The sequence below is a fragment of the Methylotenera mobilis JLW8 genome (assembly GCF_000023705.1).
Lineage (GTDB): Bacteria > Pseudomonadota > Gammaproteobacteria > Burkholderiales > Methylophilaceae > Methylotenera > Methylotenera mobilis.
Genome location: NC_012968.1, coordinates 988,642 through 1,012,232, shown reverse-complemented (window position 1 = coordinate 1,012,232; position 23,591 = coordinate 988,642). Strand labels below are relative to the sequence as shown.

At 44.3% G+C, this 23,591-nt stretch carries 19 protein-coding genes; 1 reads left to right on the top strand and 18 read right to left on the bottom strand.

Going from position 1 to position 23,591, the window contains the following annotated elements; genetic code table 11:
* Nucleotides 1–3: 3 nt before the first annotated feature.
* Complete coding sequence (gene fliE, locus MMOL_RS04710; RefSeq protein ID WP_015831871.1) at nt 4–360, top strand: flagellar hook-basal body complex protein FliE; 357 nt, start codon at nt 4–6, stop codon at nt 358–360.
* On the opposite strand, the gene MMOL_RS04705 is transcribed toward fliE, so the two are convergent.
* The 18 genes from MMOL_RS04705 to MMOL_RS04620 form a co-directional block, all read right to left on the bottom strand.
* Nucleotides 357–716 (bottom strand): EscU/YscU/HrcU family type III secretion system export apparatus switch protein, encoded by a 360-nt coding sequence (locus MMOL_RS04705; protein WP_015831870.1) that lies wholly within the window; start codon nt 714–716, stop codon nt 357–359. The genes fliE and MMOL_RS04705 overlap by 4 nt on opposite strands.
* Nucleotides 709–1,677, bottom strand: coding sequence for a flagellar hook-length control protein FliK (gene fliK, locus MMOL_RS04700; protein ID WP_015831869.1), 969 nt, complete (start codon nt 1,675–1,677; stop codon nt 709–711). Before fliK ends, MMOL_RS04705 begins: the two co-directional genes overlap by 8 nt.
* A gap of 11 nt (nt 1,678–1,688) precedes the next feature.
* Nucleotides 1,689–2,012, bottom strand: coding sequence for a flagellar protein FliT (locus MMOL_RS04695; protein ID WP_015831868.1), 324 nt, complete (start codon nt 2,010–2,012; stop codon nt 1,689–1,691).
* A 15-nt stretch (nt 2,013–2,027) separates the two neighbouring features.
* Nucleotides 2,028–2,489, bottom strand: a complete 462-nt coding sequence (fliS, locus tag MMOL_RS04690; RefSeq protein ID WP_015831867.1) for a flagellar export chaperone FliS — start codon at nt 2,487–2,489, stop codon at nt 2,028–2,030.
* A 21-nt stretch (nt 2,490–2,510) separates the two neighbouring features.
* Entirely contained in the window at nt 2,511–4,196 is a 1,686-nt protein-coding gene (gene fliD, locus MMOL_RS04685) for a flagellar filament capping protein FliD (RefSeq protein WP_015831866.1), read from the bottom strand.
* Between the two features lie 148 nt (nt 4,197–4,344).
* Entirely contained in the window at nt 4,345–4,719 is a 375-nt protein-coding gene (locus MMOL_RS04680; protein ID WP_015831865.1) for a flagellar protein FlaG, read from the bottom strand.
* 70 nt (nt 4,720–4,789) lie between these two features.
* A complete protein-coding gene (locus MMOL_RS04675; RefSeq protein ID WP_015831864.1) occupies nt 4,790–5,587 on the bottom strand; it encodes a flagellin N-terminal helical domain-containing protein in 798 nt (265 codons plus the stop codon).
* A gap of 334 nt (nt 5,588–5,921) precedes the next feature.
* Nucleotides 5,922–8,003, bottom strand: a complete 2,082-nt coding sequence (locus tag MMOL_RS04670) for a tetratricopeptide repeat protein (protein ID WP_015831863.1) — start codon at nt 8,001–8,003, stop codon at nt 5,922–5,924.
* A 44-nt stretch (nt 8,004–8,047) separates the two neighbouring features.
* Nucleotides 8,048–9,076 carry a class I SAM-dependent methyltransferase gene (locus MMOL_RS04665; RefSeq protein ID WP_015831862.1) on the bottom strand — a complete coding sequence of 343 codons (1,029 nt, stop codon included), beginning with the start codon at nt 9,074–9,076 and terminating at the stop codon, nt 8,048–8,050.
* Nucleotides 9,077–9,147: 71 nt separating this feature from the next.
* On the bottom strand, nt 9,148–10,272 hold the full coding sequence (locus MMOL_RS04660; RefSeq protein WP_015831861.1) for a DegT/DnrJ/EryC1/StrS family aminotransferase: 1,125 nt from the start codon (nt 10,270–10,272) through the stop codon (nt 9,148–9,150).
* A gap of 12 nt (nt 10,273–10,284) precedes the next feature.
* Entirely contained in the window at nt 10,285–10,695 is a 411-nt protein-coding gene (locus MMOL_RS04655) for a sugar 3,4-ketoisomerase (RefSeq protein WP_015831860.1), read from the bottom strand.
* Nucleotides 10,696–10,745: 50 nt separating this feature from the next.
* The gene (locus MMOL_RS04650) at nt 10,746–11,165 is read right to left on the bottom strand and encodes an FAD synthase family protein (RefSeq protein WP_015831859.1); all 420 of its coding nucleotides are present in this window, start codon (nt 11,163–11,165) and stop codon (nt 10,746–10,748) included.
* A complete protein-coding gene (gene asnB, locus MMOL_RS04645; protein WP_015831858.1) occupies nt 11,159–12,685 on the bottom strand; it encodes an asparagine synthase (glutamine-hydrolyzing) in 1,527 nt (508 codons plus the stop codon). Before asnB ends, MMOL_RS04650 begins: the two co-directional genes overlap by 7 nt.
* Before the next feature lie 3 nt (nt 12,686–12,688).
* Entirely contained in the window at nt 12,689–15,541 is a 2,853-nt protein-coding gene (locus MMOL_RS11895) for a glycosyltransferase 61 family protein (protein ID WP_049764470.1), read from the bottom strand.
* A gap of 7 nt (nt 15,542–15,548) precedes the next feature.
* The gene (locus MMOL_RS04635; protein WP_015831856.1) at nt 15,549–16,007 is read right to left on the bottom strand and encodes an acyltransferase; all 459 of its coding nucleotides are present in this window, start codon (nt 16,005–16,007) and stop codon (nt 15,549–15,551) included.
* Nucleotides 16,008–16,052: 45 nt separating this feature from the next.
* Complete coding sequence (locus MMOL_RS04630; RefSeq protein WP_015831855.1) at nt 16,053–21,074, bottom strand: O-linked N-acetylglucosamine transferase family protein; 5,022 nt, start codon at nt 21,072–21,074, stop codon at nt 16,053–16,055.
* Between the two features lie 188 nt (nt 21,075–21,262).
* Complete coding sequence (locus tag MMOL_RS04625) at nt 21,263–21,913, bottom strand: response regulator (protein ID WP_015831854.1); 651 nt, start codon at nt 21,911–21,913, stop codon at nt 21,263–21,265.
* Nucleotides 21,914–21,975: 62 nt separating this feature from the next.
* Nucleotides 21,976–23,475, bottom strand: coding sequence for a sensor histidine kinase (locus MMOL_RS04620; protein WP_015831853.1), 1,500 nt, complete (start codon nt 23,473–23,475; stop codon nt 21,976–21,978).
* Nucleotides 23,476–23,591 lie beyond the last annotated feature (116 nt).

The window sequence follows — 23,591 nt, the reverse complement described above, 5'->3', positions numbered from 1 at the left end:
ATCATGAAGGCAGGTGGTATTGATTCAAGCACAATAGAGTCTATGCTTGCGCAAATGAGGGCTGCAGCACAACGTCCACAAGCAGAGAGTATCGCAAACTTAGCCTCTCCAATCGGCGCAAATAAAAGCACCGGAAAGGTTGATTTTGCAGACGCATTAAAAGCATCACTTGATCAAGTAAACCAAGTACAGAAAAGTGCTGAAACATTAGGCAAGAACTTTGCCTTAGGTGACGATAGCGTCAGCTTATCTGACGTAATGATTGCCGGACAAAAAGCAAATATTTCATTTCAGGCAACTATTCAGGTACGCAACAAGTTAGTTTCTGCTTATCAAGACATCATGAGTATGCAGATTTAGCCTTCAGGCAATTCGTCACTTATGGCACCGGCTCTACCCTCTTCCATGCGATAGAGCCAGGATAAAATCTCTGCGATTGCTTGGTAAAGCGTAGGTGGAATGTGGTCATCTAAGTCCACTTGCATCAGCAGCGCGACCAAATCTTTAGATTCATGCACAAACACATCATGCTGCTTCGCCCTAGCGATGATTTGCTCAGCAATTAAACCACGCCCTTTAGCCACCACACGTGGCGCATAATCACCCGTCGCATAGGTTAACGCTATTGCTTGCTGATTCGGGTTAAAGGGGGCATGCCGATTGGGGGCAAGCCCCAAGGTTGGGTTCAACCGCTTATGTTCGTCCGATTTACTCATATGCTGAAATAATCAAACCGTCTAATTTCAACCCAGTATTATTAATCGCCTGAGTTAAAGCGCGACTTTTATTCCTGAGCTCATCCATCGTCGCATCTTGCTCCGCTCGTAGATTAATAGACACGTAGCCATTGATGATGGTTAATTTGGCAGCAACCACACCCAAATTTGGGAAGTCTAGCTTTACCTCACTCACCACAGGCCTCTCACTGTCCTCACGCGGTACATCCGCTGCCTCACCACGCTCTTTATCGCGCGACTCCATATAAACATCCCAATCCATCATCTGTCCAGGCCACACCTCACCATGCCAATTAATCCGATTTTGCTCTAACACCGCAAGCTGCTGTGATGTTAGCGCAGCAATTTGACTCAGGGTTTGATGCTGATTTTGAGGTTCTTGCATGATAGTAGCTACAGAGCGTCCGCCTTGCAGCATTTCATTTAAGTGAGACTCGTAAAACAGACCGCTATTACTAATGGCTTGCTTTAACCCATGCGCCACCGCCAGAGGCTCTTTGGGGCTATGAGTGACAATAGCTGCCGCCTCATACTTGTTTGACACTTGGTTTTTTTCAGCTTCCTGCAGATACTGTCCGATTAAGCGGGCACCTTGGCTAATCTCAGGTGACCCTTCTGCGGGCGCAGTTACTTGGGGCATAAAGAAAAAGGTTGGCGCTGGACCGTCTTTGATATAACGCAGATTAATCGATTGACCCGCTTGCGCTGTGTCGCCTAGCTCCATCTTCAACACCGCATTATCTACTTTCACCAGATAAGCACGGTCATCAACTTTGGAAACAACTTGTGCGGTGTATTCGCGACCGATTACAAATTGCGTAGCTCTGGCATTTAACTCTTGTAACGTAGCCCCGATGTTATCAACAGCTAATACGGGTATTACTCTACCGACCGGTACTGGACCAGGACTAATACTTAGATTGTCTGGTAGCTTAAGCATAAAAATTACAATTACTGACTATAGGCTTGTGTCAGTCGTCTTTCGGTTTGATTAGCATTCATCAAAGCATTTAATTTAGCCATCCAAGGTGAAATTAAATTGCGAATTTCGCGATCGTCAGCCAGTATGCTTTTAATGCTCGCTACTTTGCGCTTCAATGCGTCATTTGGCAAAGGCTGCCCATTTTCCATGGTCTTCAAGGTTGCCACATGTTGCGCACAAAAAGCCTCAAGTTCTGTTAGCTTATCCCAATCTTCCATTTTTGCAGCAAGCAACATCTGCTGCATAATCTTAGCAACCGTCTCATAAAGCTGAATAGTATTCTGATATTCCATTACTTTAATCCCTCACTAAACCTTCGCCTGCTGCGTATATCCCTGCTGGGTACCTTTTGCCTGATTCAACACCTGAGCCGTTGCTTTATTACTATCAATCGCCTCCCATGCTCCCTTTAAATCCAACAGTAATTTAATTACTTCTTGCACGGGTGCCGGCTCATTACGGACATTAGCGGCAGCTAATCTACTGCTCATGTAGGCATAAAGCGCATCCAAACTTTCTGCAATCTCGCCACCAGCTTTTCTGTCTAAGCTTAGTCGCAAGCCACTTTCAATAATCATAATCGCTTTAGACAACATCGCACCTTTTTGCTCTATGTCCATACGTTGCATACTGGCAACCGCACTGTGACAGGCTGAAATAGCACCATCATAAAGCATCACAATCAACTTAACCGGACTCGCAGCCAGCACACCTGTCTCTACACCAACTTTAGCGTATCCGTTAACACCTTTTTGGTTTAGTCCGAACATAACGATAACCTCTTCAATTGACTATTTTGCATTAAGCGCCGCTATTTGCTGCGTAAGGAAAGTACTTGTGGTCGACATGTTTGTCAGTAGAACATCAAGCCTAGAATACTGCGCTCTATATCGATCTTCTATAGCTGTCAAACGTGAACTAATACGCTCACTCTGGGTATCCAGTCGCTTAATCGAAGTGTTGATACCATCGGTTCTTGCAGCCAAGATACCATCTTCACTCAACAAACTATCTAATAACGTACCTAATTTTGCAGCATAACCCAGACTAAAGCTCACAGTGCCACGCGCACCTGTCGCGCCACCAGCCACATTCACGGTTAAGCCTTCACTATCATCACCCACAGCACCTCGTAAGGTAGTGGTACTACCCGCAGCCGTCACGCCATTAATCGTGCCCTGCGCATTGACCAAAGTAGAACCAAGCTGTGTTACAGAAACTGCGTAGGTACCCTCTTTGGTTTTAGAGGAACTGCTCACAAAACTCACTTGCGGGTCTGTTGCCCTAGCGCTAGCAGCAAATAAGCTTGCTATATCATTAAAGTTAGTGCTCACAGCACTAGCAAATTTAGTGCTGTCTAAGCTCAGCTTACCATCACGCTGAAAGCTCACACCTATTTGGGTAAGCGAATTGACAGAGCTGCCATTATTGATTGCAGTATTCATCACAGCGCGAATCTGATTAATCACAGAACGCGCGGTAGAGTCGCCCAATAAAGCACCGTTCGCCTGACCAGTTTCATCAAACTTCGTTAGGCTACGTAAGGTGGTGTCTAATTTATTGTAAGCATCTACAAACGAACTGACCGAAGTTTTTACCGCATCTTGGTTGGTTGCAACAGATAGATTCAATGCGTTACCAGCGGTTAAACCCAATAGATTCAATGTCACACCATCAATAGCGTCAGAGATTGAGTTGCTAGACTTAACGATATCAATACCATCGATTTTTAAAAGCGCGTTTTTAGCATCCTGCAATACTGTCAAATTTTTACCGTTGCCAGCAGTGGCCTGCGGATCATAAGCCAGCTTGGATAAGCCAGATGCATCCAAATTGTTACCATCGCTATCAGTCACGGCAATTTTAAGGCTGTTCACCTCGCCGGTATCTTTTGAAGTGATCACCAAGCGATTAGTCGTGCCGTCATTCACAATAGTAGCGTTAACGCTAGCATTAGCCGCATTAATCGCATCACGCACACCGGCCAATGTATTGTTGGAACTATCAATAGTGATATTAATGTCGGATTTAGCCGTGTTTGGAGCAAAAGAACTTGCAGTAAATGGCACAGCCACTTCTGGTGTAAATGTACCGAACGAAATGGTAAGACTACCGGTGCCAACCACATCAGAAACGCTGGAAAAACCGCCAACACTTAATTTCTGGGATTTAGCCAGCTGACTGACATTGATGTCATAGCTGCCAACTGTAGCTGTACCGTTGGAGCTAGCAGTTAGTACGCTGGTATTACTTGATGTAACGCTCTGGGCGTTGAATTTAGATAAACTTGAAAGTGCATTTACAGAAGTTTGAAACGTCGACAACGCACTTTTAAGCGTACCATATGCTGAAATTTGCGATTGATATGCTGTTTTTTGTGTGGCAATTTTAGTTAGAGGAGCTTTTTCAACACTCATCAAGCTAGAAACGATGCTAGTAACATCAAGGACTGAACCCACTCCTGAAGTTGTAGCCATATTGATTCTCCTCGTTAAAATTACTTGTTAAATGTCTGTCACATTTTGCACACGAAACAACACAAATACATTTAATTTAACAAGCATAGATTATAAACAATAATTCATTTACTCAATAAAGCATCAAAACAAGCCTCTTATTACAAGTTTAGGCTTGTTCCCTTACTACTAGACCTTGCAACCTACCCAAAGTTTTAGAAAATGCTAAAACCTCTTCGTTTGGTATTTGCCTTAATACTTTATCGGTTGAAGTATCCACTACTTGAACAATCACACGATCTGACTCTTCATCCATCTTAAACTGAACAGTTTGTAACGCTGGCGCTACAAGTTCATTCAGCTTGTTTACTGCATTGGATAATGCAGTTTTATCTATCTCTGCAGACTGCCTGGTTTCCGGTTTCACATTTTCCACCGCCTTAGCGCCTGTCGGGCCTGAAATGGCATTTGGGCCCCCGGCAATATTTTGCACGGCGGCCTGATTTTTTACTGCACCATAACCATCTACTGGTGTACTAAACATGATTTATTCTCCTAAAAACCCCACTGGATGATCAGTCCAGTGGGGGATAAGGGCTTTACGCTATTAAAACTTAACCTCTTAACAGTGACAACACGTTGTTAGGTAGTGAGTTTGCTTGCGCTAACATCGCTGTACCTGCTTGTTGCAAGATTTGACCACGTGTCAAGTTAGCTGTTTCTGCCGCGAAGTCAGCATCCATGATGCGTGATTTAGCTGCTGCTTGGTTTTCTACTGAAATTTGTAGGTTGCTTACTACAGACTCAAAGCGGTTTTGGATCGCACCCAATGTTGCACGGTTTGTGTTTGCAGCTGTAAGTGCAGCATCAATTGCAGTAATCGCTGTAGAAGCAGAAGCAACAGATGATACGTTACCTGAGATAGTCGCTGCTGCTACAGAAGCAGTAGTGATGGTGTCACCAGCGTCAGCACCAACTTGGAAAGTTTGAGCAGCGCCGAACACTGAAGTACCGTTGAATTTAGTAGCTGTTGAAAGACGTGAAACCTCAGCTGATAACTGTGTAAACTCAGCATCTAAGTTTGCACGGTCTGTACTTGTGTTAGTACCGTTTAGTGATTGCACAGCCAGTTCACGCATACGTTGCAACGCGTCAGTTTGTTTAGCTAAACCACCCTCAGCAACTTGTGCAAATGAGATTGCATCGTTAGCGTTACGGATTGCTACTTGTTGACCACGTACTTGTGAGTCCATACGTGTAGCAATTGCCAAGCCAGCAGCGTCATCTTTTGAGCTGTTGATACGTAAGCCTGATGACAAGCGTTGTAATGATGTGTTTAATGCACTTTGTGAAGATGCTAAGTTACGTTGTGTATTCAATGACGCAATGTTTGTATTGATAACTGAAGCCATGATGATTCTCCTAATATTTAGTTAATTACAACTACATCTTATTGCCGTTAGCTTTGCAGATTCAGTTCAATTTGCGCTGCTGTTATTTCATTTATCGGACAGTTTTCTAGAAAGTTTAGGGTCAGATTCAAATATTTTTTAAATTCTGAATTTCCTTAACTACACTTTCCTTATCAGCTGTTGATTAAGCAATCCTGATGTTTAGGATATCGGTTCAATTAAAAAAATCTTTAATGCGTATTTAATAAGAAGATGAATATTAATGGAAAAATAAACGCAAAAAATCAATTCAACACATTGATTATAAATGTTAATAAAATTAATTCACTTAGCATTAATCTGGTATTTTGAACGAGATGGTAGGTTGTTTTTTGCACCACCTAACCCACATGGTGCGTAACGCTAAGACTAAGTTTTCGCTAATGAACTGAGGCTGATTTAATGCGGAATCATTAAATTTCTTGCGTAATGCTGCGCGCACTTCAGATAAATATTGCAAATGCTCAGCCCAATCAATGCCCTTATTAATAAAATCATCATGTGATTTCACCACAAACTCAGGCAAACCTAAATGCAGCATCACGGCCATGGCACCTCGGCTCATCAGGCTTTGCCCCTCTAAGCACAGCGTCGGCACCCCCATCCACGCTGCGTGACAAGTTGTGGTCACCCCGTTGGATGGAAAAGTATCTAAGCAAATATCAACAAGATTATGCAGCTTTAAATAATTATCCATGGTACTGCGATGGTGAATGATTAACCTATCCGCACTAATTGCATGGCTGGCAAGCTCGTTAATTACCCCGTCATAACTACCATCTTTTGGCATTGCACCCAATAATAGTTTTGAGTTTGGCACCGCATTTAATAAGCCTGACCACAATTTAATAACGCTAGGCGTAATTTTCTCTACGCGATTAAAGCAGCCGAAAGTAATAAAATCATTACTCAGTGCAGGCAAAGCGCCCACTGCTGGCGATAAAGCGGATGGCGTAAACGGCGCATTGGCCGGTAACTGCACTATTTTTTCCGTAAACTGCTGATCAAACTGCCCCGGCGGTAACAAGTGTGCATCTGCTAAATAGTAATCCATCGCCGTCAGACCAGTGGTAGCAAGGTAACCCAGCCAGCTAATTTGGATGGGTGCAGGTTTCATGGCAAAGCTAATCAGCCTATTGCCCGCGGTGTGCCCATCTAAATCAACCAGAATATCAATCTTATCTGCACGGACTCTTTCTGCAAGCGCAGCATCGGTTAAGTCATCGACTTTATTCCAATATTTAAATTTAGCTTTAAGTCGCTGCGTTACCCCATCTTCAATGGCATTGTTTGCGTAGGCGTGTAGTGCGATATCGGCTACTTGTGATAAATGCTCAAGCACAGGCTCAAAGAAGTTGGCTAAAGAATGCTCTCTAAAATCGGCAGAAACAAAGCCAACATGCAAGCGCTTTGCCACGTCGGCTTGATGTGAGTGCTTAGGCCACGCTGATTTATAGACTGCTTCATACTGAGCGCCAAATTTACGGTGCTCGATAAATAAATCATCAGCACTTACAATGTCAGTATGTGATAGGCAAAACAACAAATTACTGTAACAGCTAGCATAGCCAGGATTGATGGCGAGCGCCTTACGATAATAAGCAACGGCAGCCGCTACATCCCCCATGTCTTTAGTGACGATGCCTAAATTATTGTAAGCCGCAGCATAATCTGGCTGTAGCTCGATTGCTTGCTTAAAAGTGGCAGCAGCGTTCACTAAATCACCCTGCCCTTTTAAGACCAAACCATAATAGCAATGCTCCTGTGCGTCATCTTGGTTTAATGCTAAGGCATGGCTTGCAGCCAATCTGGCATCCTTTTTTTGCACTAATAGGATATCGCTCAGCATTTTCCAGCCGACAAGCCATTTGGGATAGGTTGCTAGCAGCGGCTGTAATGCAGCCTCGGCTACCTGATAACGCTTGTTGAGAAATAGTTGAATCAGCTTTTCTTGCATATGCGCAGCTGGCATTGCCTCAGTCTTGGCAGCTAACTGTAAGCTTTCGGCTTGTCGCTGCGCCAGCAACTGCTCCAGATAATCAACAGACTTACCGTCAAGACCAGCATCACGCCCATACGTCAGAACCAGTTTGGCATCTTCATAGTGCTCAGCGTCAATCAAAGCAGCAATATAGCTCAGCCAATGCTGTGCCTGCTGAGGGTCCGACTCCAGCGCAGCATTGAAATAGGGCAAGCTTTCTAATGCTTGCAGGCTTTCGAGCAATACCGTGCCTAGGTAGTAATTAGCTTGGACTTGTAGCGGATCAGATTCCAGTATGGCACGTAACTGTTTCTCAGCCTCAAGCAAATCACCGGACGCATGCAACTGTACTGCCCGATGTAGCGTATGGGTAATGTCCTCAGCGCTCTGAATCATATTAGTACATCATATCCATCATCTGACATCACCATACGTAATAGTTACTTAGCTGCTAGCAGCTCAGCTAACTCATTCGCTAATATTTGTGCGGTTTCAGGTTGCAAGCCATGTTGCTGACCAAGCGCCAATACATCTGGAACAGAATGGGTAATGCCAGACAGCATTAAGGCATCGACATAAGATACCCAGTACTGCTCAACTGCTGGGTTAGACTCTACCGCAATCTCTAAGCGAGGCAGCGCGTCTGCTGCACTTTTCAAATTCACCTCAATTAAGCCTAGGCCATAGTTGGCTTCTGCATGCCGAGGCTCAATATTGAGTATCTCCAAATACAAACTCTGCGCCTCTGCTAGATGACCATTTTGCTGATGCGTCTGTGCGAGGCTTAATACATCCTGAATTGCCTGCTGCATGTCTTGCGCCGCTTGTTCGCTTTGATTGATATCAGCAGACTGTTCTGGCAAGTATCGCCTTGCTAAGCCTAATAATTGCTCATTGCTAATATCCGACACGCAAGCGAGTGCCCATAGATCAAAACAATCCGGCCTACAGCTGCCAACTACTTTAGCAAATCCGGATGATTCCAAGGTGCCAAGCAGTACGTTAAGGGTAAAGCCGCAACGGTGCGACATATATAAATTACCTTGGCTCATCGGCGGACGGTGACCGTATAAAATATCTAAAGGCGCAATTGGACCAGCTGCAGAAATATAAGCAGGCTCAGTTAATTTACCCTGCGCAACCAATGCACAGACTGACTGCAAATCTGGACAAGTAATGACTACAAAACCGTCTGGGCGCAGTACGCGTTTAAACTCAGCTAACGCAATTGGCACCTCATGCGGATAAAGATGCTCAATATTATGTGATGAGAAAATCGCATCCACACTGCCTGAAGGCACTGCAGACATATCCGTCATGGTGCCAACTACGTCTGGCTTCACTGCTGGGTTAATGTCCAGACGTAATTCATTCCAACTATTAAGATCAAATCCCTGTGGGCGACTAGGTTGCTGCGTCACTGGGTCAAGATAAAGAGGACCACAGCCCACATGTAAAAACGTTTTCATTCAAAAATTCTCTTTTTAAAAATTACTGCTATATATTAAGTTTGGTTAATAAAATGTTTAGTTAGCTAAAACTATATTTGACTGACCACTGGAGAGCCTGAAGCTAACGCAGCCAGCACCCGTTCAACATCTGCTGCAGCCAGATGCGGCCCTATAGGTAAACTCAACACCTGCTGTGCCAAACGCTCAGCCACCGGCAAGCTTCCGGCCTTGATATCTAGTGTTTGGTAGGCTTTTTGCAAATGTGGCGGCACCGGATAATGAATCAACGTTTGTATACCCGCTGCTGCCAAATGTGATTGCAAGGCTTCACGTACTGGCGTAGCCACCACGTATAAATGCCAAACCGGTTCAGCCCACGCTGGCACATGAGGCAAACCTAAGGCTAAATCGCTCAATGCCTGATTATAGGTTTGTGCGATATGCTGACGACGTTGATTCCATACATCAAGATGCTTGAGTTTCACCGAAAGTGCTGCCGCCTGAATGGGGTCTAGGCGACTGTTAACACCACGCTCGTCGTTGTAATATTTCACTGCGGAGCCATAATTACCTAACTCTCGCACACGTGCAGCAATGGCCTCATTATTCGTGGTAATTGCACCACCATCACCCAAAGCGCCTAAATTCTTGCCAGGGTAAAAACTCCAGGCGACAATATCGCCGTGACTACCAATCTTTTTCCCGCGCACCTTGGCACCATGAGCTTGCGCTGCATCTTCCACAACAGCCAACCCATGCTTTTTGGCTAAGGCGCAAATTGCATCCATATCTACCGGCATACCGTATAAATGCACAGGCATAATGGCCTTAGTGCGAGGCGTAATAGCGCACTCGATACTAGCAATATCAATGTTATAGCTATCAGTTGCTGGTTCCACAGCAATCGGTTTGGCACCAACAGCACTCACCGCCAGCCATGTGGCAATAAAAGTATGCGAAGGTACAATTACTTCATCACCCGCGCCTATATCTAGCGCACGTAATGCCAGTGTTAAAGCATCTAAGCCATTACCCACACCTACACAATATTTAGCCTCAGTGTAAGCAGCAAAGTCAGCTTCAAATCGCTCAACTTCTGGGCCACCGATGTACCAGCCTGAACGACTAGCTCTGAGCACAGCATCATCTAACGCTTGTTGCAACTCACTATAAGCAGCCTTAAGGTCTAAAAATGGCACCTTTGCCTCATTCATTACATTTGTCACCTATTTAACCCACCTAGCTCGCATAAAATCATCGTAATTACGGTAATAGTCTTCTTCTGTATACTTATTTGAAGCAAGCACCATCAGCACGGAACCAGATGAGAAATTATCGATTTCCCGCCAGATCATAGGGCATACATAAAGCCCGTAATAAGAGCGCGCCAAATGAAATGTCTTTTTATTTTTACCGTCATCAAGAGTGATATCAAAGCTGCCTGACATGGCAACGATTAACTGATGCAACTCTTTGTGCGCATGCCCTCCGCGTTCCGCACCACCAGGGACATCATACACATAGTAAACGCGCTGAATCGCAAAAGGAATTTGTGAATCGCTCTCGATAAAAGTCAGATTCCCTTGTGGGTTATGAATCTTAGGTAACTCAATAATTCTGCAATCTTCTAATGACATGATTAGGACTCTTTTAAATTAAGCTTGATGAACGTTTGTTGAGTTGATGATTAATCAATGCCTCTAAGTTTTAGCAGAGTCTCGTTAATTAATGTAGAAGAGACATTTTGCGTATATGGGAAATAAACCACTCGCACCCCTTTAGAGGTAAATGCATCGTCAAACTCTTGCCACTTATCAGTTTTATACCAGTCATCCCCAACAAATACCATGTCAAACTTATAGCGATTATAAGCATCCATCTTATCCATATTTTGCTGCGGCACGACTAAATCCACATACTTACAAGCCCTAACGATTTCCACCCGCTCCTCATATGGAATCACAGCCTTCTTATTCTTATAGGCAACCAATTCATCCGTAGTCACGCCAACAATCAGCCTATCGCACATCGACTTGGCATTTCTCAATACATTGACATGCCCAACGTGAAACAAATCAAATACACCAGTTGTATAGCCAACTACCATCTTAATGACTCCAATATTATTTTTTGAAAACTGCCATAATCATCATATCTTGAAGCTGCTTGATTTAACTGTGCACTGAAGCCTATTTTTTTTCTATTCAAGGCTCCATCCAAACCTAATTTCTTTGCAAACAACCTAAGCGGGATTTTTGAATGCTCATCGTTAATCTTAATCTGCGCAGATTGACGGTACATATAAGCCACCAGCGCTTTATCTACAAACGGCACTCGCGCCTCTTTTGAGGCAGCCATAGAAGCAAAATCCATTCTGCGCAACAAGCCTGGCAAATGCAGCTGATAGAAAAAGTCTTCAACAAAATCAATCGATTGCTTATTACGCATCAAGTCACTCACATAGTCTAACAACCGCTCTGTTGCTGCCACTGATGAATAACCATAGCGACTCAAAAAGCTAGCTGGCTCCAGCGGCGTACTTCCTAGCGCCCATCGGTAAATACCATCATAGCCAAACAACAACTCATCGGCACCCTCACCCGTTAACACCACTTTTTGCTTCGGGCTCATTGCCTTACAGACACTGTAGATTAAGCCCTCATTAGGCAAACCTATCGGCTCACCTCGAAGCTTGGTTAAATCTTGCCAAGCCGCTACCAGCTCATCCTCACTCAAACTTACTTTAATTAAATCGCGCTGCAGATGCTGCGCAGTATCTTCCGCGCCTAAAAACTCATTATTCTGTACTAACCCTACTGTATAACACTTTTCTACAGTTGATAACGCAGAAATGAGGGCACTATCCAAGCCTCCACTCAATAACGATACATTCTCAACATCACTTAACTCATGCGCTTTTACCGATTTAGTAAGTAAATCTTCGAACTGCTCCTGATTAAATATGTGTTCAGATGCTGCCCACTGCCAGTGGCCAGTTGCATTACCATCACTATCTATCACAGTACCTGGTAGTAGTTCATCCACCCCCTCAAAAAAGGTCTTACCGGGAATTGGGCGCCGAATCAAACGCCACTCTTCTATAGACTGCATAGAAACATCAGCCTTAGTCATGAACGCAATAGCAGAAGCTTCAGAGGATAAAATTACACTCTCTTTACTCTTATAAATAAATAAGGGCTTGATGCCAAACGCATCTCTGGCGGCAATCCATTTGCTGGTATGTTTGTCATAGATAACCAGAGCAAACATACCATCCAGTTTTGGGAAAACTTGCTTGCCAATTTTGACGTAGGCTTCCAGTATGGTTTCAGTGTCTGAGGTAGTTCTACACTGCAGACCAAGCTCCCGCCTTAGATCTAAGTGATTATAGATTTCGCCATTAAACGCGATCAGATATCGGCCACAGTTTGACAGCATCGGCTGATCCGATCTAGCTAGGGGATCGATGATGGATAAACGGCAATGCCCAACTTTCACTTTCCCATGCTGCTCAGTCACCAAGCTCTGCGCATCTGGCCCGCGCCAGCGCATGGAATCAAGCGCTTGCGAGAAAAGCTGCGTATTGACAGGAGTTGATGCCGAAACTTGGAATAAAAAACCGCACATAAATTAATGACCAAAACTCAGTTTGATATCAGCGATTATCTTTAACGAAGGTTTTACCCCATCAAAGTAAGGTGCAATCTGGTTCTGGTAAAACATATTAACCTTAGTCATTGGCACATTTGAAAAGGTATCGATAAAACAAATAATGTCTTCTTTGGTGTATGCATGCTCGCAAACATCAAAGGCTTGTACACCAAAGGGGTTGAGATAATCTTTGATATTAACTGCGGCAACTAAATACAACACCGGTTTTTTTAAATATAAGTATTCTGCAAGAAATGAGCCACTGTCGTGAATCATCGCATCGGACGCTATAAATAAATCTTGGTACTCACCATTCTCTAACTGTGTGTTGGGCTGACTTTCCCAAAATTTGTAATAGCTATCAGTTTTTTCTTTGCCCCATCCTTCATATTCATAAAGCTTAGACTTGAGCATAGGATGCGGTTTAAACGCCCACTGCACAGTATCTGCATACTGCAAAGCCAATTGCTGAAACAATTCTGCATAGCGCAAGAAGTTTGAATAAGGCAACTCGGGAGAGTTAATGGTGTGATGTGGCGCCCAGATAAATCTAGCTTTATTTGTGTCTTGTGGCTTCCAAACAGATGTACTTGGCAAGATGCTATCAACGTAGGGCTCGCAAGCTGGATAACCTGTCACACTCACATTAGCACCTTGCGTCATAGCTGTATGGATAAAAATATCTTTAGATTCAGTATGCGGTACAAATATCTGCCACATTGCATTATGAAAACACTGGTTGTATTGCTCTTGATTATTATTGTATTGGGAAACCTGATGGTCATACGGCACGTAGCAAGACAAATAATTCATATAGGCCACGTCGTAATATTCAGGCCGAGTAATACCGTGCGGATTAGTAAAGAAAATCAAATCTGGGGCAAGTGTCTGCAACTCAATCCAGCTATCTGTCTCCTGCATATATGAATTAATAACAGGATAGCCCTTTTTCTGAAAGTGCTGATAGGTGCCCTCCAACTCTGCCATCATTTCCTCATGCTGGAGCGAAACACAGGGACAAACCAGCATGACCGGGTCGAACAATGGATCACTTAACATTGCTCGAAACACAGTATCTAACTTCCATACACTTTTTTGCAGTACAAAAAATAGCACTTTAATTTTAGAGAGTGACTGTTTTTCATTAAGCAATCTTGCATGCTTTAAGCGCATAACCAAAGCTAGTAAGCGCTTTTTATCATCATCGGCCTGTGTAGTATGTAGTTGAGAAAAAATATCCTGCCCTAAGATTTCTGCCGTAGTGGCAGCCAAACCAAAATTAAGCCCTAATACTAAAGCATCAACCACTTGTGGTATTGCGCCAGACATCACCAATGCATCAATGTAGGTTACCCAAAATTGCTCGCACTCTGGTTTGCTTGTAATCGCTGTTTCCAGCATAGGCAAGGCATCTACTGCCCCTGCGGTTTGTGCAACCATGACCCCAAAATGATGATTAGCCTCTGCATGGTTAGGTACTTTTGCTAAAATAGTTTTATATGCAACAGTCGCCAGCTCAAACAAACTATCATGCTGAAGCTGTACCGCATGTTTAAGCACCTCCTCTACAGGCAACTGCTTCAGCTCTTCTTGAGAAGTAATATTGGCAAGCGCCACACTAAGCCCAGCTGCATTAAGTGCTTGGCAAACACATTGATAGTCAATCATAAAGTCGGCATGATTAATATCATTCCAATTTCCAGTATTCACTGCCTTACCCAGTACATAGCTCAGTTGGTGCCCAACTGCAAAAGCGATATTACTGAAATACCAATAATTAACCACTTTGGCATCATTCATCAGCACAATAATTTTTGCGCCCACTGGCGCCCAAATCATATTAAGCAAAGCTGCCCCAGAGGCTGACACAATATACTTTGCCTTACTAAACACTCTGATTTGCTCAGTAAAACTTAAAGTACTAGGGTCAATACTTACGAAACCTTCTGCCTCCAGTTTTTTCTGTATCAAAGCTTCATTCACCACAGCACGCGCGTGATATTGTCTACCTGAAAATCGTTTGATGAAAATTTTCTCTGGTGCAGTCTCACAATCGTGCTGTGCTACCAACGCCAAAAAAGTATTTCTAGTCGCGATTAAAGCATCTGGATGAAAAATCGCATGCTGTGGCTCAGCTAGCTGATGCAAAGCGTCCGAAGAAATAGCATTGGGTCGCTGAAATACAACATTTGCCACGGGACTCACCCACAGCCCTTCAGGGAAGGTATTTAACGACATGGCATCTATTTTGATCAGCTGATCTTCTGTAATCCCTAATAAAAACAGAGCATCTAACATACTGGGGTATGACCTTGAATCAACCACCACTTTATAGCAGGATAGGTTGGTTCCTGCTTCCTTAAGTAATACCAGCTGAGGCAGAAATTCCGTCATCCAGTGAGCATAATTATATGACCCATTACCTACAAGATTGATAACGCTACATGCGTAATTGTTTCGCTCTTTTATATTACGATAGCCGATCATGTTTTGATCTTGCTTAATGTAACAACTCAATGTAGCTTGCTCTGATGTCTCCCAATATTCAGTGGAAAAATATTGGTGGCAGATACTTTTATTTTGAATGATAGGAAAAGCCGCTGCGCCTATAATCTTAACGTCCTTAACCACTGCGCTATAAACAGCAGGATGCGTTAACTCATGGCTACTGAACACATTAGGGTTAAGGCACGGCTCACCAAACATCGGAATGGCAGGCGTAATATAGGTAACCTCTTCTTTTAATTTTTTGCCACCGAATTGAGCTACCGTATCATCAACAGTACCCAGCTCAAATATATCAAACTTTCTTTCATCCATAGCTTCGCTCATTCTGCTGCTAACCTCTCTTTGGCTTAGCTGGATTACCAATCACAACTTCATGATCAGCAACATCTTTTGTAACAACAGAACCAGCGCCGACAATCGCACCGACACCAATTCTAAGGCCCGGCAACAACACAGCTCCGCCACCAATAGATGCACCTTTACACACTACCGTTTTTTCTAACTTAAATGCCGTATTTTTAGATTTTGGGTACCGATCATTAGTAAAGGTGACATTCGGGCCGATAAAGGCATCATCTTCAATCGTAATACCATCCCACAGATAATTACCGCATTTAACCGTGACATTATCACCAATCACCACCTCATTTTCGATAAAACAATGTGCGTTGATATTGCAGTTATTGCCTACCTTGGCATTAGCTAGCACCACGGTGAACTGCCATATTTGCGTATCAGTACCGATATGTTCAGACTGGCAGTCAGCAAGTGGATGAATTTTTTTGGACATGAAAAACCTTAATCACTACTTCAGATTTAATATTAAAATCAATGCTTAAGCTACATCACATAACTGTGTTAGCTTTTGTTTAAACATATCACTAGAGCAATTTGATACATAAAACTGCCTAGATTGCTCAGAGAACTGTGCATGTTGTTCCATCACCTGCTTCAAACCTAACACAAGCTCCTCTAGCGTAGACCACGTTATACCGACTTGCGCCTCAGCACCTACATACAGGTAGCGTGGCGCATCGCTTGGCACATAAGCAAGTAAAGGATATCCAGCACCGGCAGCTTCCAAATTGGACTTACCACCTGGCGTGGGGGCTGAGCCTAGAAAAATATGCGCATCAATCGTACGTAGCCCTTCCCATAACGATGGCACATTACCCACATACAAAAATAAGGCGGGGTCGATCGAAGACTGGGCTAACGTATCCTGCACTGCCTGCATCTGCTCAGCAGACAAATCACCAAAGTGGTAATGTTTGCCACCACAAGTTTGCAGACACGCTCGCACTATGTTGCCTAAGCTAAGCTCGCCGCTCATTGCAAATTTACCAGCTGAGCCGGCAGTAACCGTAGAGAACGTTTGAACTGGATAGTTAAATTCTTTAACACCCAAATCATCGGAAGATGTCGGTAAGAAAGTCACTGGTTTATTCAGATCTTGTGCGCACAACTTGGCCATAGGCTCAAATAAGTCTACATGATCAAAATGTGCAACAGTACTCCCTAATGCCGGATTATGGTCTGCATGGTGTACAAAGTAATACTTAGTATCTAATGACTTTTGACATGCTGCGATTGCTACTGCATCTTCATGGTGGGGCAGAACAAATACATTTTTTGCGCTACTGTTAATAAAAGCCGCTAACCTTGCTGCCTTGTCTATATAAGCTTCTGTTGGCAGTAGCATTACTGGGCATTTAAATGCCGAGGCAACTTTTTCAAATAATTGATTCTTAGCAAAACGGTCGTAGATGTCGGTGATGATTAAAATGGGGTTCTCAACCGCAGCAAGAATCTCTTGAATCACTTTGGTATGACCTCCATAGTCGTAAACCTCTGAGGCAATCACAACGTTGGCCAGTTTGCGATCTCTCGCTACGATATTAGTGAGCCCCAAATCTATCCCTGCTAACACTTGATCAAAATATGGCGTGAAAACTTTGGTGCCAACAAACTCGGGCTGTAACTTAATGGCACTAATCGACTTATAAATCAGCGCTAGAATTTCATTCTGCTCATTATCGCAAAGCAATGCCTCAATAGTGGGCTCGAATACAGATAAATCTAGGTGCGGGGCGATACTGTTTCTATCAGTTTGACTCAACGCATCGTTAATGGCATTGATATTATTGCTCAGCATCTCCGTCAAACATTGCTTGATAGCTTCATTTGAGCATAAAGGATTAGTAGCAACTACAGATTTCTGAGTGTCTATCTGCGCTAAGAAATCGGCAGCAATGATTTGTGCCGTTTCTGTCGTAAGGCCAAATTTCTGCCCTAACTCTAAAGCTTCTAATACCGTGGCCACATCTGCAGACTGCATCAACGCATCAATATAAGTGACCCAATACTGCTCGTTTTCTGGTTGCGCTTGCACGGCGGCTTCAAATCTCGGTAATGCTACCGCCACGCCATTCAGGTTAAACTCCAGCACCCCCAACTTATAATTAGCTTCGGCATGGTCAGGCTGTATTTTCAACACCTCCTGATAAAACAGTGCGGCTTGCTCATACTGCCCTTGCTGTTCGTTATCGTCAGCGAGTTGCATCACCTCATGCATAGCGTCGTGCAACGCGATTTGTTGCGCGCTATCACTTTCCCACTTATTAAAATACAGTTGGCACTTCTGCGCCCAATGCGGCGAGCCAAAGGCTCCCTTGCTCTGGTGCGTTAATTTGATAGGCCATGTACCCAAACTCAACCCTGCTGCTCTGGCACTGCGGCAAAAGTCTATATCGTACAGATGAAAGTCAAACTGCGGATCAAAACTGACTTGTGCCGCATCAAGTACAGATTTCTTTACAGCAAGAAATACACCATCCAGCAACTCACACACAGCAGGTACTTCACCGTAATATTTATCTTCGCCAAAAGCATGCGGGCCATGTGACACCGTGCCGCTCAAGTATTCTGGCTCATCCCAAGTGAGCGCTGTATCAGTAAACAGCCAAGCCGGCTGGTTAGGCAGCCTGCGTTTGTTACCAGCCACCCCTATCACATCAAAATGTGCCAAGCCTGCAGCTAGGGTGTCACCAAAGTTTGCTTCATCTATCCACACATCATCGTGCACAAACACCAGAATCGCACGCTCATCTGCTTGCGCTATGGCGCGGTTAAATACCGCAGAGAGTCCTAGCGTGTTATTAAATGCCACACTTACCGTGATACCGCTATCCTGCTTCAAGTGTCGATGCAGTGACAAACCAAGTGCAGACTTGTGCCAAAAATCTTCTTCTGAATATCGCGTCGCACTCACAACCTGCACATGACGTTCGTGGCTATCAGGCACTTGCGGCTGATCGGTTGCTAGTTGATTACTTACTGATTTTGGCTGCACGCTACTGTCGCCCTCTAATTTATCTGTATATGCACGCCACATTTCCAGCATGGCTGTTTCCATGTTCATAGCAAAGCGCTCGGCATCAAACAAAGGAGAAGCCAGCACTTGCGCTCTAAGCCCTGCTCTTAAATCAGAAAGCCGTCCCAAGTCGCTGCAGTGCTTCAAGGCTTTATCTAAATACTCTGCCTTAGTTTCCGCCACCCAATCCGCGAGGCCGGCGGCAGTAAGCATGCTTGCACCCTGCCGTGCAATTAAACTATCGCCAGCCAGTGTCAGTGTAGGTACACCCATCCACAGCGCTTCACAGGTGGTGGTACCGCCCGGATAGGGAAATGTATCCAAGATCATGTCTACATCGTGATGTGAAGCAAAATAATTTTCACGTGATACCGCGCCGAGCAGGCTCAGCCTAGCTACATCTATCCCTAGCTTGGCAAATTTGGCCGCCATATTTGCTACCACATTAGCATCGCCAAACGATTTACATTGCCAGCGCAATCTGGAATCTGGCAACGCACGCATCACCTCGGCCCATAACGCAAGCACATCATCGCCAGCTTTAGCCAACGTCTGGAAACTGGCAAAGGTAATATGGCCTCGCGCAATTGCAGGCAAGGCAGAAACATCGATCGCCACATGCGGCGCAGTGAAGCACAGTCTAGTATCCGGTACATATTTTATTTTTTCGACAAAATGCTGCTGATGCTCGGGCGGCACGCCAACTTCATCTGCAATAAAATAATCCAGCGCCCTCATCCCCGTGGTCGCAAAATAACCCAGCCAGCTCACCTGTATAGGCGCGGGCTTCCAAGCAAGTATCTGTAGACGGTTACCCGATGTATGCCCGGAAAGGTCAAATAGAATATCAACGCCATCGGCGTGAATCAGCTCAGCCGCAGCATGATCACTCATGCCGACCAGCGATTTCCAATGTGCAAAATTTGGTTTAAGACGGCCAGTAAACGCATCTTCACGAATATCAGTTAAATAGGCAGTGAGCTCAAATTTAGAAAAATCAATATTCCGTACCCAATGCTCCAGGAAATATGCCACCGGGTGTTGGCGCAAATCGCCAGACATCAGGCCTATGCGTAATCTCCGGCCATTTTGCCATGATTGCCAGCTCGTATATGGTTGAGCTACCTTGTCTGTTACCACCTTGTCGAACTCTATCGCCTGTTGCAAGCGGTACTCTGCACTATGATGTCCAGAATAATTCATCGCAAACAGTAAATTACTTCGGGCCTTATTGGAGGCAGGGTCATACTTAAGCGCTTCAAAGCACTCCTGCTCAGCTTCATCCAAGCGGCCTTGTGCGATGTAATTGGTGCACAAATTGATATGCGCATTCACATACTCAGGCATGATTTCTATCGCCTTGAGGAGCATGGCTTCCGCTCTTTTTATTTGCCCTAATGCCGCTAAAGTTAGCCCTAAGTTACTGTAAAGCAGTGCTTCCTCAGGGTGTAGCTTAATGGCCTGATCAAATGCCTGCTCAGCCTCTTGGTAGCGCTCCATGCGGTGTAAAGCCAAACCTAAATTGTTATAAGCCAACCAATAATCCGGTGCCAACTCTAATGCGCGGCGATAGCACACTTCAGCCTCGGAGAAAAAGCCTTGTTCAGCCTTGGCTAAGCCAAGGTCAACGTACACATCTTTACGTGTTTGGTCGATAGATAATGCTTGGGTAAAGTATGGGATAGACTCGGGAACTCGGCCTAGCGTCCTTAAAAACACGGCCATTTTGACTTGCGCATCAACCGACTGCGGATATGTTGTGATTGCGGCCTGTAGGCATGCTTCAGCCTCGGTTAGTCGACCATCGGCATGTAGCAAATCTGCCAGATTGCCATAGGCTTCAAACTCGGCACCTATTTCAATCGCCTTCTTGAAACCGTCTTCAGCCTCTTGCAGCCGCCCCAAGGCTTTAGCCACGGCAGCCAATCCAATATGCGCAGCAACAAAATCTGGCTGTATGGCTAATGCTTGCTCGTAATAAACCTTTGCCTCAGCAAAACGACCAAGCTCGTAAAGTACGTGTGCTAAGTTATCAAAAATCCAAATGTTATTGGCATCAAAACGCAATGCATTTTTATAGCTCAGCTCAGCCTGCTCTAATAACTCTTGATTTTTAAACGCATTGCCTAAATTGTAATGCGCTTGTGCAAATCCAGGATTAAGTTGAATCGCCTTTTGATAACAGCTAACCGCCGCCTCTAACTGCTGCTGGTCGTAAAAACAATTGCCCAGGTTATATTGCACTTCATAGTCATCAGCCAAAAATTGTGCCGCATTTTTTAATGCCTGCAGCGCCAAATCCACCGCACCTTGATTTTGATAGATAGCACCCAGCACTTTCCAACCAAAACCATGCTTAGGGTATTGCTTCACCATCAATAAAGCTAATGCCAAGGCGTCAGGGAATTTTCTTTGATTAAACAACGCTAACAAGGCGTTCATTTCATCTAAAGCAGGATTTGTATTATTTTTAGTTTTAACCATTACCCTATTTCAGCCATAGTTTAACGAGCAAATAGCAATATAACATGTGATTGCCGCTAGTTTTAGATAATGACATTATTCTGAAGGCAGCGAATGCTTAATGCTCAAAACAAATATACAAAAGCAGCTTACTTTGATTAATATCATCTCAAGCCAACTACTCGCTGCCTAAATTAACTGACTCTAGACTAACTGACTAAGTTATGCTTAAAAGCATAATGCGTTAACTCTGCATTATGTTTGAGCTGCATTTTCTCCAGAAGCCGTGCACGATACATGCTCACAGTTTTGACCGAAAGCGAAAGCTTATTCGCCACATCCGTCACTGACAAACCGGAAGCAATCATGATAAAGGTTTGGTACTCACGGTCTGAGAGCAACTCATGCGGCGCTTTTTGGTCATCACGGCCTATCTGATTCGCCAAGATTTCCGCAACTTCTGGGGTAATGTATTTTTTGCCTCTCGCTACGGTCTGAATGGCATTCACCAACTCTGACGAAGCACTTTGTTTGCATAAATAGCCGGCTGCCCCAGATTTCAAGGCGCGTATGGCGTACTCATCTTCCCTGTGCATAGAAAGCATGAGTACAGCAATATGGCTATTCTCACGCTTAATGTACTTAAGTGCCTCCATGCCACTTCTATCTGGCAAGGAAATATCCAGCAACAAAACATCTGCCTCAGGCTGCGACCCCAGCTTGATGGCTTCATTAGCATTTTGCGCTTCTGCGATGACCAGAATATCCTCGGTTTCCGACAAAATCTGCTTAAGCCCTGCCCTTAAAATGGCATGATCATCTGCGATAATGACTTTAATTTTAGGTTTTTTACTCATCATTCACACCATCGTTTCATTTTTGAACGGTATTTCCATGCTCGCGGCGAAGTCCAATAGCAGCATTATTCTATAGGCAACGTAACCGCAATTACCGTACCTTGACCAGCCAATTGCTCAATATCAAAACTGCCATACAAAGCGGCAACGCGCTCCTGCATGCCTCTTAAACCAAAAGAGTTAGGTTTATAAGTATCGGCAGTATTGATACCTATACCATTATCACTAATTTTCATGATTATTTCACCATAATGTAAGTTCAAATCTACATGCACAGCACTGGCATTGGCATGTTTAGCGATATTGGACATAGATTCCTGACAAATTCTAAACAAAGTGATGGCCTGATCCGGCGTCACCACAATATCAGCCTGGTTTGTAGTGAACGTACAAGTCACACCAACCTGTTTCTCAAACTCTTTCGCCTGCCATTCAAGCGCTGCCACTATGCCTAAATCCAAGATATTTGGTCTTAAGTCGCTGGATATTTTATGTATGGCCTCAAAAGTATTATCTACAATGGACTCCAGACCCTTGGCCTGTTCAAACGACACAGGCAGCCCCGTCGCTATACGATTGATAATCGAGGTTAGCCCAATCTTAATCGCCGTTAAGTTGCCGCCTAAGTCATCGTGGATTTCCCGCGCAATTCTGGTGCGCTCCAGCTCTTTAATCTGATTCATGTGTGCTGTCAGCTGCGCCAACTCATGGCGGGACTCCTGCAGCTCCAGCTTCTCATTTTTACTTTGGGTGATATTAATCATCATCCCCACCCACTGCACAACGCCATCAGCCAGCACTTTAGGAATAGCGCGAAGATTCACCCACTTATGATCCTGCCAGTCATTAATCCACACTCGCCCCTCCCAGTCTAACTGGGTCAACGCATCTGCAGACGAAACTAAACGCTTTCTCAATGAAGCTTTGTCTCTGGCATTCATCATGGCGAAAAACAATTTTGATTGCTGCATCAGATCGGCAGCATTAAACCCTAACAACGCCTTACAGCCTTCGCTTAGGTAAGTAAACACAATATCGCCACGAGGGTCGAGCTGTAACTGAAACACCAAGCCTGGTGTATTGGAGATAATCGCCTCTACCCTAGACTCACTATCCATCAGCACCTGATTGAAAGCGCCTTCGCAATCATGACAATCGCTGCCCGAAATCGGAGCAAGATCACTTTTAATCAATAACAAAAAGGGAGACTGCGCTATAGCAATAATTTTAACGCGCAACTGCTCATGGCTAATACGCCCTATCACAGGCGCTTGATCCTGCATTAGGCGTAGAAATTTAGCTTCATTACTGTGTGCTTGCAAATGCGCTCGTAAAGTTGCTGGGCTAACGCCCAGCACATCGGATAATTGTAAATTTTGCAAGCCAGCCAAGTCATAGCCTGTGTTGCTAAGGGTGCTGGCATTGGCGTACACCAGCTGCATATCAGATGCATCCAGCAAGTAAATTTCGTCGGCAACTGCATGCAGCAACTCATTTAATAGCGCTGAGCTATCATTTAAAAATACCGGCAGAGAGGTGAGAGGCAGCTTAGCTGAAACAGTCATTTGATTAAACCTTATATTTTCAATAAGTTATTAAATACAGCATCACCACAAGCGCTTTTAATCGTTAAATCCATTATACATTTAAGTATACATTCAAGTTTCCATGCAAGCGGCAC